General features: G+C 66.0%; 17 protein-coding genes and 1 tRNA gene. 15 read left to right on the top strand and 3 right to left on the bottom strand.

The features are described 5' to 3' along the window. Positions 1 to 338, bottom strand: a 338-nt coding sequence (locus tag B1A78_RS15675; RefSeq protein ID WP_144037863.1) for a hypothetical protein, incomplete at its 3' end; no start/stop codon positions are given. A gap of 146 nt (positions 339 to 484) precedes the next feature. On the opposite strand from B1A78_RS15675, the gene B1A78_RS15670 reads away from it, so the two are divergent. The 6 genes from B1A78_RS15670 to B1A78_RS15645 all read left to right on the top strand — a co-directional run bounded on the left by B1A78_RS15670 (position 485) and on the right by B1A78_RS15645 (position 7,009). Continuing rightward, positions 485 to 2,539, top strand: a complete 2,055-nt coding sequence (locus B1A78_RS15670) for a transglycosylase domain-containing protein (protein WP_083734222.1) — start codon at positions 485 to 487, stop codon at positions 2,537 to 2,539. 214 nt (positions 2,540 to 2,753) lie between these two features. Then, a complete protein-coding gene (locus B1A78_RS15665) occupies positions 2,754 to 3,020 on the top strand; it encodes a hypothetical protein (protein ID WP_077147859.1) in 267 nt (88 codons plus the stop codon). 2 nt (positions 3,021 to 3,022) lie between these two features. Further along, positions 3,023 to 3,460, top strand: a complete 438-nt coding sequence (locus tag B1A78_RS15660; RefSeq protein WP_077147858.1) for a periplasmic heavy metal sensor — start codon at positions 3,023 to 3,025, stop codon at positions 3,458 to 3,460. Then, positions 3,457 to 4,029 (top strand): RNA polymerase sigma factor, encoded by a 573-nt coding sequence (locus B1A78_RS15655; RefSeq protein WP_077147857.1) that lies wholly within the window; start codon positions 3,457 to 3,459, stop codon positions 4,027 to 4,029. Before B1A78_RS15660 ends, B1A78_RS15655 begins: the two co-directional genes overlap by 4 nt. A 101-nt stretch (positions 4,030 to 4,130) precedes the next feature. Next, on the top strand, positions 4,131 to 5,918 hold the full coding sequence (locus B1A78_RS15650; protein ID WP_077147856.1) for a copper resistance system multicopper oxidase: 1,788 nt from the start codon (positions 4,131 to 4,133) through the stop codon (positions 5,916 to 5,918). Continuing rightward, positions 5,915 to 7,009, top strand: coding sequence for a copper resistance protein B (locus B1A78_RS15645; protein ID WP_077147855.1), 1,095 nt, complete (start codon positions 5,915 to 5,917; stop codon positions 7,007 to 7,009). Before B1A78_RS15650 ends, B1A78_RS15645 begins: the two co-directional genes overlap by 4 nt. Positions 7,010 to 7,012: 3 nt before the next feature. On the opposite strand, the gene B1A78_RS15640 is transcribed toward B1A78_RS15645, so the two are convergent. Beyond that, positions 7,013 to 7,088 (bottom strand) — tRNA-Thr (locus tag B1A78_RS15640). A gap of 18 nt (positions 7,089 to 7,106) precedes the next feature. Continuing rightward, positions 7,107 to 7,979, bottom strand: coding sequence for a hypothetical protein (locus tag B1A78_RS15635; protein WP_077147854.1), 873 nt, complete (start codon positions 7,977 to 7,979; stop codon positions 7,107 to 7,109). A gap of 63 nt (positions 7,980 to 8,042) precedes the next feature. Between B1A78_RS15635 and B1A78_RS15630 the strand changes: the two genes are divergently transcribed. From B1A78_RS15630 to B1A78_RS15585, 9 genes are all read left to right on the top strand, one after another. Continuing rightward, positions 8,043 to 8,621, top strand: coding sequence for a NifU family protein (locus B1A78_RS15630; RefSeq protein WP_077147853.1), 579 nt, complete (start codon positions 8,043 to 8,045; stop codon positions 8,619 to 8,621). 27 nt (positions 8,622 to 8,648) lie between these two features. After that, on the top strand, positions 8,649 to 9,242 hold the full coding sequence (locus B1A78_RS15625) for a malonic semialdehyde reductase (RefSeq protein WP_077147852.1): 594 nt from the start codon (positions 8,649 to 8,651) through the stop codon (positions 9,240 to 9,242). Beyond that, positions 9,217 to 9,864, top strand: coding sequence for a tRNA (adenosine(37)-N6)-threonylcarbamoyltransferase complex dimerization subunit type 1 TsaB (gene tsaB / locus B1A78_RS15620; protein ID WP_077147851.1), 648 nt, complete (start codon positions 9,217 to 9,219; stop codon positions 9,862 to 9,864). Before B1A78_RS15625 ends, tsaB begins: the two co-directional genes overlap by 26 nt. Then, complete coding sequence (locus B1A78_RS15615; protein WP_077147850.1) at positions 9,861 to 10,331, top strand: GNAT family N-acetyltransferase; 471 nt, start codon at positions 9,861 to 9,863, stop codon at positions 10,329 to 10,331. The genes tsaB and B1A78_RS15615 overlap by 4 nt, the downstream gene beginning before the upstream one ends. 113 nt (positions 10,332 to 10,444) lie before the next feature. Continuing rightward, complete coding sequence (locus tag B1A78_RS15610) at positions 10,445 to 10,879, top strand: MucR family transcriptional regulator (RefSeq protein WP_077147849.1); 435 nt, start codon at positions 10,445 to 10,447, stop codon at positions 10,877 to 10,879. A gap of 133 nt (positions 10,880 to 11,012) precedes the next feature. After that, positions 11,013 to 11,438, top strand: coding sequence for a Fur family transcriptional regulator (locus B1A78_RS15605; RefSeq protein WP_077147848.1), 426 nt, complete (start codon positions 11,013 to 11,015; stop codon positions 11,436 to 11,438). Between the two features lie 43 nt (positions 11,439 to 11,481). Further along, positions 11,482 to 12,204: a 1-acyl-sn-glycerol-3-phosphate acyltransferase gene (locus tag B1A78_RS15600; protein ID WP_256838614.1), complete on the top strand. Its 723-nt coding sequence runs from the start codon at positions 11,482 to 11,484 to the stop codon at positions 12,202 to 12,204. A 7-nt stretch (positions 12,205 to 12,211) separates the two neighbouring features. Continuing rightward, entirely contained in the window at positions 12,212 to 13,561 is a 1,350-nt protein-coding gene (gene miaB, locus B1A78_RS15595; RefSeq protein WP_077147847.1) for a tRNA (N6-isopentenyl adenosine(37)-C2)-methylthiotransferase MiaB, read from the top strand. A gap of 397 nt (positions 13,562 to 13,958) precedes the next feature. Beyond that, entirely contained in the window at positions 13,959 to 14,966 is a 1,008-nt protein-coding gene (locus tag B1A78_RS15585; protein ID WP_077147846.1) for a PhoH family protein, read from the top strand. Positions 14,967 to 15,037 lie beyond the last annotated feature (71 nt).

The raw sequence follows: 15,037 nt of genomic DNA, 5'->3' as shown, positions 1-15,037 counted from the left end.
GCAACCTCGTCCGGCGGTGTTTCGGGCTCTTCGGCCTTGGGTTTCCAGCGGTCGAGCGTCTCGGCCGAGGGCGTCGCCCAGGACGAGGTGGCTGTAGGAATCGACGCGGCGGGCCGCGCCGCGGCCGATTGTCCGGGGAGGGGAGCCATAGCCGCCGCGCGCGCCTGTTCGGGGGTCTCATCGTCCTTCGGCGGCAACAGTCCGGCGTGGCGCTGCAACGCACCGATCCGTTTGGCGGCTTCCTTCAGCGTTGCCTCGGCGCGCTTGAGCCGGCTTCGCGTGTCCATCAGCATTATGAAAAGCACGACAATCGCGAGAAATGCGAAGAAGCCAGCCAAATGCGATCCCCTAAAACTCGCCGCCTTATTAACATGCGCGCGAGGAAGGTCGACCAACTTGTTGCCATCAGGGCGAAACCTCGATTTCGTCGCCGCCGCCAAGCCATTTGCCAAGGCCGTATTGCCCGTCTAATACGGCGCCAGGCATGTTTTCCTTTCGTCGCCCCGCCGCACCCGCGCCCGAACCCGTCCCTCATCTGGTCGGCGCGGGTGGTCTGTCCTTACCTGAAGAGGGCACGCCGCCCGTCGCCTCCCCGCTGTCGCGGCGTCGCAAATGGCTGCGCCGCATTTCGCGCGGCTTCGCGATCTTCGCCTTGCTCTTCATCCTGCTCGTCGGTTGGCTCGCGATCACCGCGCCGCTGTCGAAATCGCTCGAACCGATCGCGCCGCCGCAGCTGACCCTGCTGGCGTCCGACGGCACCCCGATCGCGCGCATGGGGGCGATCGTCGACAAGCCGGTGAAGGCGGCCGAGTTGCCCAAACATGTGACGGGCGCGTTCCTCGCGATCGAGGACCGGCGTTTCTATACGCATTGGGGCGTCGACCCGCGCAGCGTCGCGCGCGCGATCTGGAGCAATGTCAGCGGCGGCCAGACGCAGGGTGGCAGCACGATCACCCAGCAGCTCGCCAAATTCACCTTCCTGACGCCCAAGAAGACACTCGGTCGCAAGGCGCGCGAGGCGCTGATCGCTTTCTGGCTCGAGGCCTGGCTGACGAAGGACGAGATTCTCGAACGCTATCTGTCGAACGCCTATTTCGGCGATAACACCTATGGGCTGCGTGCCGCGTCGATGCATTATTTCTATCGCCAGCCCGAAAAGCTGACCCCGGCGCAGGCGGCGATGCTCGCGGGGCTGGTGCAGGCGCCGTCGCGGCTCGCGCCGACGAAGAATCCGAAACTCGCCGAGGCGCGGATGCGGCTGGTGCTGGGCGCGATGGTCGACACCGGCATGATGACCGAGCGTGAAGCGAAGGCGATCCGCACGCCGCGCATCGACGTGCGCACGCGCAACACGCTGCCAACGGGCACCTATTTCGCCGATTGGGCGCTGCCCGAGGCGCGCAAATTGAGCGACGTCGGCTATGCGCGCCAGACGATCACGACGACGCTCGATTCGCGGCTGCAGGCGTCGGCGCGGCGCGCGGTGAACCGTGCCGGATTGGGCAAGGCGCAGGTCGCGATCGTCGCGATGCGTCCGAATGGCGAGGTCGTTGCGATGGTCGGCGGCAAGGATTATGCCGACTCGCCCTTCAACCGCGTGACGCAGGCCAAGCGGCAGCCCGGATCGACCTTCAAGCTTTTCGTATATCTCGCCGCGCTGCGCGACGGTTGGGACCCCGACGACACGATCGCCAACACCCCGATCGAGACCGGATCCTATCGCCCCAAGAACGCCGGCGGCGCCTATTCGGAGACGATCAGCCTCGAGGACGCCTTTGCGACGTCGAGCAATGTTGCAGCGGTGCGGCTGTTCAACGAAGTGGGCAGCGAAAAGGTCATCGCGCTCGCGCGGTCGCTCGGCGTCACGTCGCCGATGGCGGAGGGCGATCCCAGCCTGGCGCTCGGCACGTCGAGCATGACCCTGCTCGAACTCACCGCGGCCTATGCCGGGGTCGCGGCGAACAGCTATCCGGTCGTCCCCCACGCCTTCGAGACCGAGGAGCCGGGCTGGTTCGAAAGCCTGTTCTCGGGTCCCGACAGCTTCTCTTCGGGCGACCATGACGCAATCGAGCAATTGCTGCGCGCCGCGGTCAATCGCGGTACCGGCCGTGCGGCGCGGCTGCCGACGGCCAATTTCGGCAAGACGGGGACGAGCCAGGACAATCGCGATGCGCTGTTCGTCGGCTATGCGAACGGGCTGGTCGTCGGGGTGTGGATCGGCAACGACGACAATACGCCGCTCGCCGGGATCAACGGCGGCGGCTTGCCCGCGCGCATCTGGCGGGACTTCATGAGCGATGCCGCCGGCAAGAAAGCGCGCCCGGCGCCGGCGCCGAGCAATCCGCGCGGCCCGGTCCAGCCGCAGGATGTTCCCGACATCGGCACGATCCCGGTCGGCGAGACGACGCGCGTCGGGGTCGAGGGCGGCGATGCGGTGGTGACGACCGAGATCAACGGCACGCGTATCGACCTGCGGCTGCCGATCGACGGCAATCGTCCCGCGGAACAGGCGCCGCCCGAACCGCCGCCGCGCCAATAGAGTGCGCATTCGCGGCGTCCGACGCCAGAAACCGCGCAAGACCGATCGTTGCAGCGAAGAGAAGAGACTTGAACCTAAAAGTCTGCAGTTTCTCATCCACCCCGTTAATCTGCAGGACGCGCAGTTGGTCTTCGCCCCGATAAAAATGGACAGGATGAGGGGTGTCCTCCGCGCATGCGTATGACGTTCGAAGAAGGACTGGCGAGACAGGTCGATGGACGAAGAGCTTCGCATATTGAACCGCATCGATTTGCCGCCGGCGCTCGATGGACTGGATGATCGGATTCTCGATGCGCTTGCGGCGCGGCGCCTGGAATCGGCCGCGATCGGCCGGCTGATGGCGATTGCGGCCATCGTATCGCTGGGCGGCGGCGTCATCGCGGGCAGCGCCCTTCCGGAAACTGCGGTGGCCGCCAGCCCGATCAGCCCGTTCGGACCTGCGGGCGCGCTCACCCCCTCGACCTTGCTGGATGCGCAGTAACGATGCTGTCCCGCCGTTTGCTCATCGTCGCGCTGATCGCCTTCGCCGCCGCGATCGCAGGCGTCTTCGTCGGCCGCGCCGTGTCGGACCCGCCGCGCGCCAGTGAAACCGAATTGCACGCGCTGCTCCACGGCGAGCTCAAGCTCACCTCGGCGCAGCAAGCCAAGCTCGAACAGATCGAAGCCCGTTTTGGCGGGCGGCGCCGCGCGCTCGAGGTCGAAATGCGCGCCGCCAATGTTCGGCTCGCACAGGCGATCGAGGCCGAGCATGGCTATGGCCCCAGGGTGACTGAGGCGATCGACCATACGCATGTCGTGATGGGCACGCTGCAGAAGGAAACGCTCGAGCATCTGTTCGCGATGCGCGCCATCCTCGACGACGATCAGAAGCGCCTGTTCGACAAGAGCGTGGTCAAGGCGCTGACCGCCGATGCGCAGTGAGCGCAGACCTATCGCAGCTTGGTGACCAACAACTGGCCGCGCGTGCTCGCGGCGGGCACGAGGACGGGTATCGCGCGCTCCTCGGCCGCTACAAGGCAGCCGTGTACCGGTTGATCGTCAAGCATGTCGGCGACGCCGACGAGGCGATGGATCTGACGCAGGAAACATTCGTCGCCGCCTTCGCGGCACTCGATCGTTATGACGGGACGCGGCCGTTCCGCATCTGGATATCGCGGATCGCGCTGAACAAGTGCCGCGATTGGGCGCGCCGGCGGACGGTGCGCGCCTTTTTTGCGCGCGCGCTGCCGCTCGACATCGCGCATCATGTCGCGAGCGAAAGTCCGTTGCCCGATATCGCGGTGGCCGACCGGCTGGAGCTTGCCCGCGTTCGCGAGGCAGTCGCTGCGCTGCCGGCGAAGCTGCGCGAAGTGCTCCTTCTGAGAAGCCTCGACGAGATGAGCCAGTCCGAGGTGGCGGCAATACTCGGAGTCAGCGAGAAGGCGGTCGAAACCCGCCTCTATAGAGCACGGGCGCGGTTGCGGGTTTTGCTGGGTATCGCAGACGACTGATCGACCGCTGCGCGGCATATCGTTCTTTTTTGCGCCGACGATGAGGGGCCGACACCGCGCCCGCGTATGCTATCAGGCCAAAGGAAACAATCGGGAAGATCATGCAGATAGACAGGCGTCGGTTCGTGAGTGCAACGCTGGGCGGAGGAGCGGCCGCGGCCGCCGCAGCCTGGTTTCCGGCGTGGGCGCAGCCGGTGTCGGCGGGAATCGCCGCGACCATCCCGACCGTGTCGGGCAATGACATCACGCTGCGCATCGCGCGCCAGACGATGCGTGTCGACGGCAAGCTGAGCCGGGCGATCGGGATCAACGGCACCGTGCCGGCGCCGCTGGTGCGCCTCACGGAGGGGCAGACGGCGCGGCTCACCGTCGTCAACGACCTCGACGAGGACAGTTCGATCCACTGGCACGGCCTGATCCTGCCCTTCCATATGGACGGCGTGCCGGGGGTCAGCTTTCCCGGCATCAAGCCGCGCTCGCAATTCGTCTATGAATTCCCGGTCGTCCAGTCGGGGACCTATTGGTATCACAGCCACTCGGGCTTGCAGGAACAGATCGGTCATTATGGGCCGCTGGTCATCGATCCGGCGGGTGCCGACCCGATCGGTTACGACCGCGAGCATGTGGTGGTGCTGTCCGACCACAGCCAGTTGTCGCCCGAAGCGATCTTTCGCAAACTCAAGGTCAACCCGGGCCATTTCAACATGCAGCGTCAGACGCTGTCGGGGCTGCTCGCCGGCAAGGACCAGCCGCTGAAGGAGCGTATCGCGTGGGGCGCGATGCGCATGGACCCGACCGATGTCGCCGACGTCAACGGATCGACCTACACGTTCCTCGTCAACGGGCATGGCCCCCGCGACAACTGGACCGCGCTGTTCCGTCCGGGCGAGCGGGTCCGGCTGCGGATCATCAATGCGTCGGCGATGACGATCTTCAACGTGCGCATCCCGGGGCTGACATTGAGCATCGTGCAGGCCGACGGGCTGAATGTCGTGCCGACCGCGGTCGACGAATTCCAGATTGCCGTCGCCGAAACCTATGACGTCATCGTGACCCCGGTCGAGGACCGCGCCTATACGCTGGTCGCCGAGGCCAATGACCGGTCGGGCATGGCGCGCGCGACGCTGGCGCCGCGCGCCGGCATGGTCGCCGAGGTGCCGCCGCTGCGCGCGCGGCCGCTGGCGAGCATGAAGGACATGGGCATGGGCGCGGCCGCGATGCCGGCCGGCGATTCCGCCTGCCCGCCCGCGCATGCCGCGATGGGGCATTGCAAACCCGCCAGCGACGATGGTGCGATGGCCGGCACGGATCATGGATCGGGCAGCGCGATGGAGCATGGCATGCGCGACTTCGATGCCGCGCCGCAGGTGAAGCGCGACCCGAGCGTCCAGACGATCTCGCCAATGCCGGTCGACCGCATGGGCGAACCGGGGCAGGGGCTCGAGGATGTCGGGCACAGAGTGCTGACCTATCACGACCTTGTCGCGCTCGACCGCAATCCCGACGTCCGCGCTGCCTCGCGCTCGCTCGACATCCATCTCACCGGCAATATGGAGCGGTTCATGTGGTCGTTCGACGGGGTCAAGATGTCGGACCACCATGAACCCATCCCATTCATCGAGGGCGAGCGGGTGCGGATCAACCTCATCAACGATTCGATGATGAGCCACCCCATCCACCTGCACGGCCATTTTTTCGAGCTGGTGACGGGGAAGGGGGACCGTTCGCCGCGCAAGCATACGGTGCTGGTCCAGCCGGGCGGAACCGCGAGCTTCGACTTTACCGCCGATGCGCTCGGCGACTGGGCCTTCCACTGCCATCTGCTCTATCACATGCACGCCGGAATGATGCGCGTCGTCAGCGTGCGGCCGAAGGGCAAGGGCGCATGATCCGGGCCACGCTCCTGCTTTCGGGCATCGCGGCGCTTGCATTCGCCGGTTCGGCGAAGGCGCAGTCGATGGATCATTCGATGCATGGACCGGCACCCGCCCCCACGACGCAGCCCGCCAAGGCGCCGGCCTGTCCTCCCGAGCATGCCGCGATGGGGCATTGCACACCCGATGCGCAAACGCCGCAGCCGCGCGAAGCCGATGCGGAGATGCCGGCAATGGGCGCGATGGATCATGGCGCGCCGGTACCCGCCGATCCCGACTGCCCGCCCGCGCATGCCAGCATGGGGCATTGCACGCCGAAGGCGCCGGCACCCGATGCGACGGGTGGGGCGAGCGGGACCGACCTGCCGCCCGGCGACGCGCCGGCGCCCGCGCCGCCGACCGACTGGTATGCCGACCGCATCTTTCCGGGGACCGCGATGGAACATTCGCGCCACGCGATGATGAAGGAGGGGAGCGAGAATATCGCCTTTTTCGGCCTGAACCTCGCCGAATATCAGGCACGCAAGGGGCGCGACGGCTTCCGCTGGGACGGCGAAGGCTGGTATGGCGGCGATATCAACCGCCTGACGTTGAAGAGCGAAGGCGAGGCGGTATTCGGCGAAGGCGTCGAAAGTGCCGAGGTCCAGGCACTCTACAGCCGGACGATCGGACCCTATTTCAACGCGCAGGCGGGTATCCGGCAGGACCTTGGGCCGGGGCCCGACCGCAGCTACGCCGCGATCGGCTTCGAAGGGCTCGCGCCCTATTGGTTCGAAGTCGAGGGGGCGCTGTTCCTCTCGACCAAGGGCGATTTGCTCGGCCGGCTCGAAGGCTATTATGACCAGCGCATCACGCAGAAGCTGATCCTCCAGCCGATGGCCGAACTCAATTTCGCGCTGCAGGACGTGCCCGCGACGGGGACGGGGTCGGGGCTCTCGGATGTCGAGCTCGGGCTGCGCTTGCGTTACGAGGTGGTGAAGGAATTCGCGCCTTATGTCGGCGTCGAATGGGCGCGCAAGTTCGGCGACACCGCCCGCTTCGCCCGCGCCGCGGGCGACGACGCCGGCGGGGTCAGTTTCGTCATGGGGGTGCGGGCCTGGTTCTAGAACTGGTGCCGGCTACAGGATTCGAACCCGTGGCCCCCTGATTACAAATCAGGTGCTCTACCAACTGAGCTAAGCCGGCCCCGTCCGGCCCTTTGCGTCAAATGATGCCAAAGGTCCAGCCTTCGGTGCGGGCGAGCGTGTCGCCGAGCGGGGCGGGAGACCAGCGCGCCGGATCGCCCGCAATCGAGCGGAGCCAGGCGGCGGTGAGCAAAGCGTCGCTGGCATGGTCGCTGATCGGGCCGACATGCCCTGCGGGCGGCGATCCGAGCACGGCGAGCGCGGTATCGAGCGCGGCGCCGTCGCGGATCTTGCTGCGTCCGGCGGGCAGCGCGGCGGCGCGGGCGGCGAGGCCGGTGTAGATTTCGACGAGCAATGGTCCTGAGCGGGGCACCGGGTCGAGCGGCCAGAGCGGAATGTGCCCGCGCAGACGATGGAGCAGGCGCATGCCCGCGAGGCTTGCCTTGCCGACCTGCGCCGCGCCGACGAGGTTGAAATTGCTGACGCTCGCTGCCTGCCGCGTCGCGCGCTGGTGGTGCTCGACGATGCGTAGGCGCCCGGCGCCGGCTTCGAACAGGTCGCCCACGTCGCCGCGACCATGGCGAAAATGGCGCCGCGCCTCGATGTGCGAAAGGAAGCCGCCGACCTCATAATGCGGATCGGCGGCGGTCAGCGTCTCGACGAGCGCCCACAGCGCGGGCAGGTCGGCGGGGCTTTCGTCCCATTCGGGAAAATAGGCGCCGCGGTCCTCGAAGGCAAAGGCGGCCGAAAAATCGAAGCCGATCAGCATGTCGGCACCGTACGCCGCGACGCTTTCGAGCCACGCCAATATTTCGGCGCGCGACCAGATATGTCCTGGGCGTACCAGTTCGGGTGCCGCGGTTCGGTTCGCGACGGCAAGCGCGATCCCGCGCTGGCGCGCGCCGCGCGCGCCCGACCAGTCGATCGCGGCAAATTGGGAGAAACGGCGCATTTTTCGCCCCTAGCGCATCTTTGTCGGCTTGCACAAAGCCCGATCGCGTCCCACATGCCCCCCATGCTGATCGAAACCGAATCGACGCCCAATCCCGCGACGCTCAAATTCCTGCCCGGCCAGCCGGTCATGGAAACGGGGACCCGCGACTTTGCCAGCCCCGAAGAAGCCGAAGCCTCGCCGCTCGCGAGTGCGCTGTTCAGGCTCGGTGATGTCACCGGCGTTTTCTTCGGTCGCGACTTCGTCTCGGTCACCGCGGCGCCTGGCGTCGCCTGGAGCGACCTCAAGCCCGACGTGCTCGGCATCGTGATGGACCATTTCCTCGGCCAGATGCCGCTGTTCAATCCCGGCTCCGCCGCAGGAATCAGTGTCCCGGGCGAGGATGCGGGCGATTTCGCCGACGATCCTGCCGACGCCGACATTATCGACCAGATCAAGGAATTGATCGAAACGCGCGTCCGCCCCGCCGTCGCCAACGACGGCGGCGACATCGTCTATCGCGGTTTCGACAAGGGCAATGTCTATCTCAAGATGCAGGGCGCCTGCGCCGGCTGCCCGTCGTCGACCGCGACGCTGAAGAACGGCATCGAATCGTTGCTCAAACATTATGTGCCCGAAGTAACGGCTGTCCACGCCGTCTGACCCAACGACAATCAGGAGAATGATCCGATGAGCGAGCCGCTTTCCGACGCTGCCCTCGACCAGCTGTTCCGCACCGCGCGGACCTATAATGGCTATGTCGACAAACCGGTCAGCGACGAGCAGCTGCACGCGATCTGGGATCTGGTGAAATATGGCCCGACCAGCGCCAATGCGCTGCCGGCGCGGATCGTCTGGGTGAAGAGCGACGAGGCGAAGGAAAAGCTCGCCGCGCTCGCGCTGCCCGCCAATGGCGACAAGATCCGCAGCGCCCCGGTCACCGCGATCATCGGCATGGACCTCGAATTCTACGAAAACCTGCCCGAGCTTTTCCCGCATGCCGACGCGAAGCCCTGGTTCAGTGGTAACGCCGAACTCGCGCACGCCACCGCCTTCCGCAATTCCAGCCTGCAGGGCGCCTATTTCATCCTCGCCGCGCGCGCGCTCGGCCTCGACACCGGACCGATGTCGGGTTTCGGCAACGACGCGGTCGATGCCGCCTTCTTTGCCGACCAGCCCAGCGTGAAGAGCAATTTCATCTCGACGCTCGGCTATGGCGACCCGGCGACGATCTTCGAGCGCAGCCCGCGCCCCGGCTTTGACCGCTTCAACCGCATCGTCTGACGGCCGCCGGCTCGTCATCGACAGTGCCAGCGAGGCCTGCTCGGTCGCGCTGTTCGACGGCGCGCGCCTGATCGATTTTCGACACGATGTCATCGGCCGCGGTCATGCCGAACGGCTGGTGCCGCTGATCGCTGAGCTTGACGGCGGCGGCCGGGCCGATGCGATCTTCGTCGGTTGCGGTCCCGGCAGTTTTGCCGGGGTGCGCATCGGCGTCGCGGCGGCGCGCGCGCTGGCGCTTGGCTGGCAGGTGCCGGCCTTCGGCTTTTCGACTCTTGCGTTGGTCGCGGCTGGCGCTGCGGATGATATCGCCGGGACACACGGTGGCCTTGTCGTTGTCGAGGGCGGGCACGGCCAATGGTTCGTCCAATCCTTCGCCGTCGACCTGTCGCCCGCGGCCGACGTCCGTTCGCTCCTGCCCGACGAGGCGGTGCTGATCGACAACGCGCTGGTGGTCGGCAACCGCGCCGACGCCTTTGTCGCGCGGCGCGGTTCGGGAACCGCGCTCACGATGCTGCCCGACGCCCGGAGCTTTCCGCGCCTGCCGGCGGCCGCGATCTTTGCCGGACCGAGCCCCAATTACGGCCGCGCGCCCGACGCCAAGCCGATGGCGGTGCCGGCATGAGCGAATTTCGCCTCGCCACCGCACGCGTCGCCGACCTTGCGGCCGTCATGCGCGTCATGGATGCGGCTTTCGATCCCGCTTATGGCGAGGCGTGGAGCCGCGCGCAGTTGCTTACCCTGTTCGCGCTGCCGTCGGCGCGCGTCTGCCTCGCCTGGGATGGCGAAACGCCCTGCGGCTTTTCGGCGGCGCGGGTCGCTGGTCCCGAAAGCGAATTGCTCCTGCTTGCGGTCGATCCGGAGTCGCGTGGGCGCGGGGTCGGCGCGCTTCTAATAGCCGATTGGCAAGCCTGGGCAGCCAGCGAAGGTGCCGAGGACTATTTCCTCGAAATGCGCGCCGACAATGACGCCGTTCATCTCTATGAACGCAGCGGCTTTTCTGAGTGCGGCCGGCGGAAGGATTATTATCGGGGCGGAGACGGGGTGATCCGAGACGCCATTACCATGCGTCATTCAGCCTTACCAACATAACTAGGTGATAATCCTTGCGGAGATCGCACCATTTTGGCAGTATCTCGGTCGGACGAAGAACAGCCCCAATATTCAACGTCCATCTTCTGGGTATATATACAAGGAACCGTCCCATGTCGGAGCAAACCGATACCAGCGAAATGCTGGTCACCCTGACAGCAGACATTGTCGCTGCCCATGTCAGCAATAATAGCGTCGCCATCTCGGATCTCTCGGTGCTGATCAACAACGTCCACGCCGCGCTTTCGGGGCTTGGCACACAGCCGGTCGAGGAAGAAAAGCTCGTTCCTGCCGTGTCGATCCGCACCTCGGTGAAACCCGACTACATCGTCTGCCTCGAGGACGGCAAGAAGCTCAAGATGCTCCGCCGCCACCTGATGACGCACTATGGCATGACCCCTGACGACTATCGCGCCAAATGGGGCCTGCCCGCCGACTATCCGATGGTCGCGCCCAACTATGCCGAAAAGCGCCGCGCGCTGGCCAAGGAAATCGGCCTTGGCACCAAGGGCCGCGGTGGCGGGCGCAAGCGCAAGAAGGCCGCCTGACGGCTTTCGACCAATCGCTCCCAAAGGGCAGATGAGGGCGGTGCCGGATGGCGCCGCCCTTGTCCTATCGCCGGGCGGTGCCTATACAGATCAAAGAACAAAGAGACGGCTGCATCTTGCAGGAAAGGCCCGCATGTCCGGTACCATCGACCTCGAAGCCCTGTGCCATGAAAAGGGCCTGCGCATCACCGAGCAGCGTCGCATCATCGCGCGCGTGATCTCCGACAGCGAGGATCATCCCGATGTCGAAACCTTGTATGAGCGTGCGTCGAAGGTCGACAGCGGCATCTCGATCGCGACCGTCTATCGCACCGTCCGCCTGTTCGAAGAGGCGGGTATCCTCGACCGCCATGATTTCGGCGACGGCCGCTCGCGCTACGAAGCGGCGCCCGAGGCGCATCACGACCATCTGATCGACGTCGAGACCGGCAAGGTCATCGAATTCGTCGACCCCGAACTCGAAGCGTTGCAGAAGGTCATCGCCGAACGCCTCGGCTTCCGTCTCGTCGACCATCGCATGGAGCTTTATGGTGTCGCCCTCGATCGCAAGCGCGACTGATCGCGCATCGATCACCTGGCGAACGATCGCCCGTCTCGCCCTGATGGTGCTGACGCTGCTGTTTCTGATCGTTCCGCATCTTTGTTATCGCGCTATCGGGCGCCCGTCGCCGATGGTGATGGCGTTCCTCAACGCCGTCGGCTGGATCGCGGGGCTGCGCGTCCGCACCACCGGCACGCGGCTGCGCCGCAACGTGCTGTTTGCGGCGAACCATGTCAGCTGGCTCGACATCCTTGCGCTCGGCGGCGCCGCGCGCTCCGCCTTCGTGTCGAAGGCCGAGGTCGGGACGACGCCGCTCGTCGGCTGGCTCGCCGACCAGAATAATACCATCTATGTCCAGCGCGAGGCGAAGCGCGAAATCCACAACCAGGCGAACGACCTGCGCAATGCGCTGGCGCGCGGCCGCCCGGTGACCTTGTTCCCAGAGGGGACGACGGGTCCCGGCGACGGGCTGCTGCCGTTTCGCGCCTCGCTGTTCCAGGCGGTGATCCCGACCCCGCCGAATTTGCAGATCCAGCCGGTGTTCATGGATTATGGCGCGGAATCGAACGACATTGCGTGGCTCGACCCCGAATCGGGGCTCGACAATTTCAAGCGTCTGCTCGCGCGGGCGAAACCGATCCCTCTCACCATCCATTATCTCGATCCGCTGCCCGCCGAGGTGACCCACGATCGCAAGGCGATCAGCGAAGCGGCGCGCGCCGCGATCGCGCAGGAAATGGCCGCGGTGGCGCACTCTTCCGCCGGCGCGGTGCATCGCCTATAGCGCGCCGATGAAATCCGACTCCCCCAAAAATCCGGCCAAGACCTTCCACATCAAATCTTTCGGCTGCCAGATGAACGTCTATGACGGCGAGCGTATGGCGGAGATGCTCGGCGCCCGCGGGATGACGGCGGCTGTGGACGGCGCCGACGCCGATCTCGTCGTGCTCAACACCTGCCACATCCGCGAAAAGGCGGCCGAGAAAGTCTATTCGGACATTGGCCGGCTCAAGCGCGAGGACGGCAGCCGCCCGACGATCGCGGTCGCGGGCTGCGTCGCGCAGGCCGAGGGGGCCGAGATCGCACGCCGCGCGCCCAGCGTCGATGTCGTCGTCGGACCGCAGGCCTATCACCGGCTGCCCGAGCTGCTCGACCGCGCCGCGCGCGGCGAAAAGGCGGTCGATCTCGACATGCCGGCGATGTCGAAATTCGCCGCGTTGCCGAAGCGCGGCTCGGGCCAGCGCCCGACCGCTTTCCTGACCGTGCAGGAAGGCTGCGACAAATTCTGCACCTATTGCGTCGTGCCCTACACGCGCGGCGCCGAGGTCAGCCGCCCCTATGCCGATCTGGTTGCCGAGGCGCGCGCGCTCGTCGAAGGCGGGGCGCGCGAAATCACCCTGCTCGGGCAGAACGTCAATGCGTGGGACGGCGAGGATGAGAAGGGCCGCGCCGTTGGCCTCGACGGGCTGATCCGCGACCTCGCGCGCGTCGATGGGCTCGAACGCATCCGCTATACCACCAGCCACCCCAACGACATGACCGAGGGGCTGATCGCCGCGCATGGCGAAGTCGCCGAACTGATGCCCTATCTCCACCTGCCGGTGCAGGCCGGCAGCGACCGCATCCTCGCCGCGATGAACCGCAGCCACAGCGTCGACAGCTATTTGCGCGTCATCGAACGCGTCCGCGCAGCGCGTCCCGACATTGCGATCTCGGGCGATTTCATCGTCGGCTTCCCGGGCGAGAGCGAGGAAGATTTCCAGGCGACGCTCGATGTGATCCACGAGACGCGCTACGCGATGGCCTACAGCTTCAAATATTCACGCCGCCCCGGCACCCCCGCCGCGACGATGACCGGCCAGATTTCGGAGGAGGTGATGAACGATCGCCTCCAGCGGCTGCAGGCGCTGCTCAACGAACAGCAGCATGGATTCAACGCCGCGACGGTCGGCAAGACGACGCGCCTGCTGCTCGAACGGAAGGGCAAATTGGACGGCCAGCTGATCGGCAAGACGCCCTGGCTGCAATCGGCACATGTGGTCGCGCCGGGGCTCGTTATCGGCGACATGGTCGATGTGCGGATCGCTGCGGCCGGGCCGAACAGCCTGACCGCCGAATTGCTCGTCGAAGAGGTCGCTTAGGGTCAGGACCCGTCAATTGCGCGATCGAGGTTTGAGGCGATTTTGCTCAGGGCTAGGAGGAAAGGCGAAGGGATATGTCGATATCTCAAGACTTTCCGACGACGCCATGGGCAAAATCGGTCAAATCCCGAAGGGACGCCGAAATGGCTTCGATCTCGGGCCCGCGCGGCCTTGCGGGTAGCGATGCTACCCGCTGCGCCCACACGAACCCGATATCTTCGCCATTTCGACGCCTCGAACGTGCAATTGACGGGTCCTGACCCTAGTGCCGCCTGCGGGCATTCTGTCGCTTTTCGGCAACGCTGCCCGCTCCATTCGTCGCGTTCCTTCCCGTCCTTGTGGACTCCCGCCTGTGCGGGAGTAGGATCATGCCGTCGACCGAAGGAGCCTTGCCCATATGTCCAAACGCCCGCTGACCGCCTCCACCCCCGCCGAACCCGGCGACCGCGTCCGACTGACGGCGGAATTCGAGCGAACGCAGCTTTTGGGCATTCTTTTCGGGGAGTTCGATCGCAATCTGGTCGCGATCGAAAATCGCCTCGGCGTCTATATTTCGGCGCGCGGCAACCGGGTGCAGATCGAGGGCGAGGCCGAATCCGCGGCGCGCGCCCGCGACGTGCTCGCCGATCTCTATGACCGGATCGAAAAGGGGCAGGAGGTCGACGCCGGCACCGTTGACGGGGTGATCGCAATGTCGGCGCAACCGACGCTCGACGGCATCATCCGCCACGACAAGGATGCCGCACCGCCGATCATGATCCGCACGCGCAAGAAAACGATCGTGCCGCGCGCGCCGTCGCAGGTCCCCTATATGCAGGCGCTGGCGCGCGACGACGTCATTTTCGCGCTCGGCCCGGCGGGTACCGGCAAGACCTATCTCGCCGTCGCGCAGGCCGTCGCACAGCTCATCACCGGTAGCGTCCAGCGCCTGATCCTGTCGCGTCCCGCGGTCGAGGCGGGCGAAAAGCTCGGCTTTCTTCCCGGCGACATGAAGGAAAAGGTCGATCCCTATCTGCGCCCGCTTTACGACGCGCTCCACGACTGCCTGCCCGCCGAACAGGTCGAGCGCCGCATCGCGAGCGGAGAGATCGAGATCGCGCCGCTCGCCTTCATGCGCGGACGCACGCTCGCCGACGCCTTCATCATCCTCGACGAGGCGCAGAATACGACGATCCCGCAGATGAAGATGTTCCTCACCCGCTTCGGCATGAACAGCCGCATGGTAATTTGCGGCGACCCCAAGCAGGTCGACTTGCCGATCCCCGCAACCTCGGGCCTCGCCGACGCGGTCGCGCGGCTCGAGGGGCTGGAGGGCATCAATGTCAGCCGCTTCACGAGCGCCGACGTCGTCCGTCACCCGATCGTCGGGCGGATCGTCGATGCCTATGAGGGGCCGGTCGCCTGAGGCGCGCTTAACCCGTCTTGCGGCCGAACACCGGGCGGTTGCCGAAGCCGGGGCGCGTCGGCGGGCTTGCC

The organism is Sphingopyxis sp. KK2, assembly GCF_001990265.1.
GTDB lineage: Bacteria > Pseudomonadota > Alphaproteobacteria > Sphingomonadales > Sphingomonadaceae > Sphingopyxis.
This window is presented reverse-complemented; position numbering and strand designations above follow the sequence as displayed.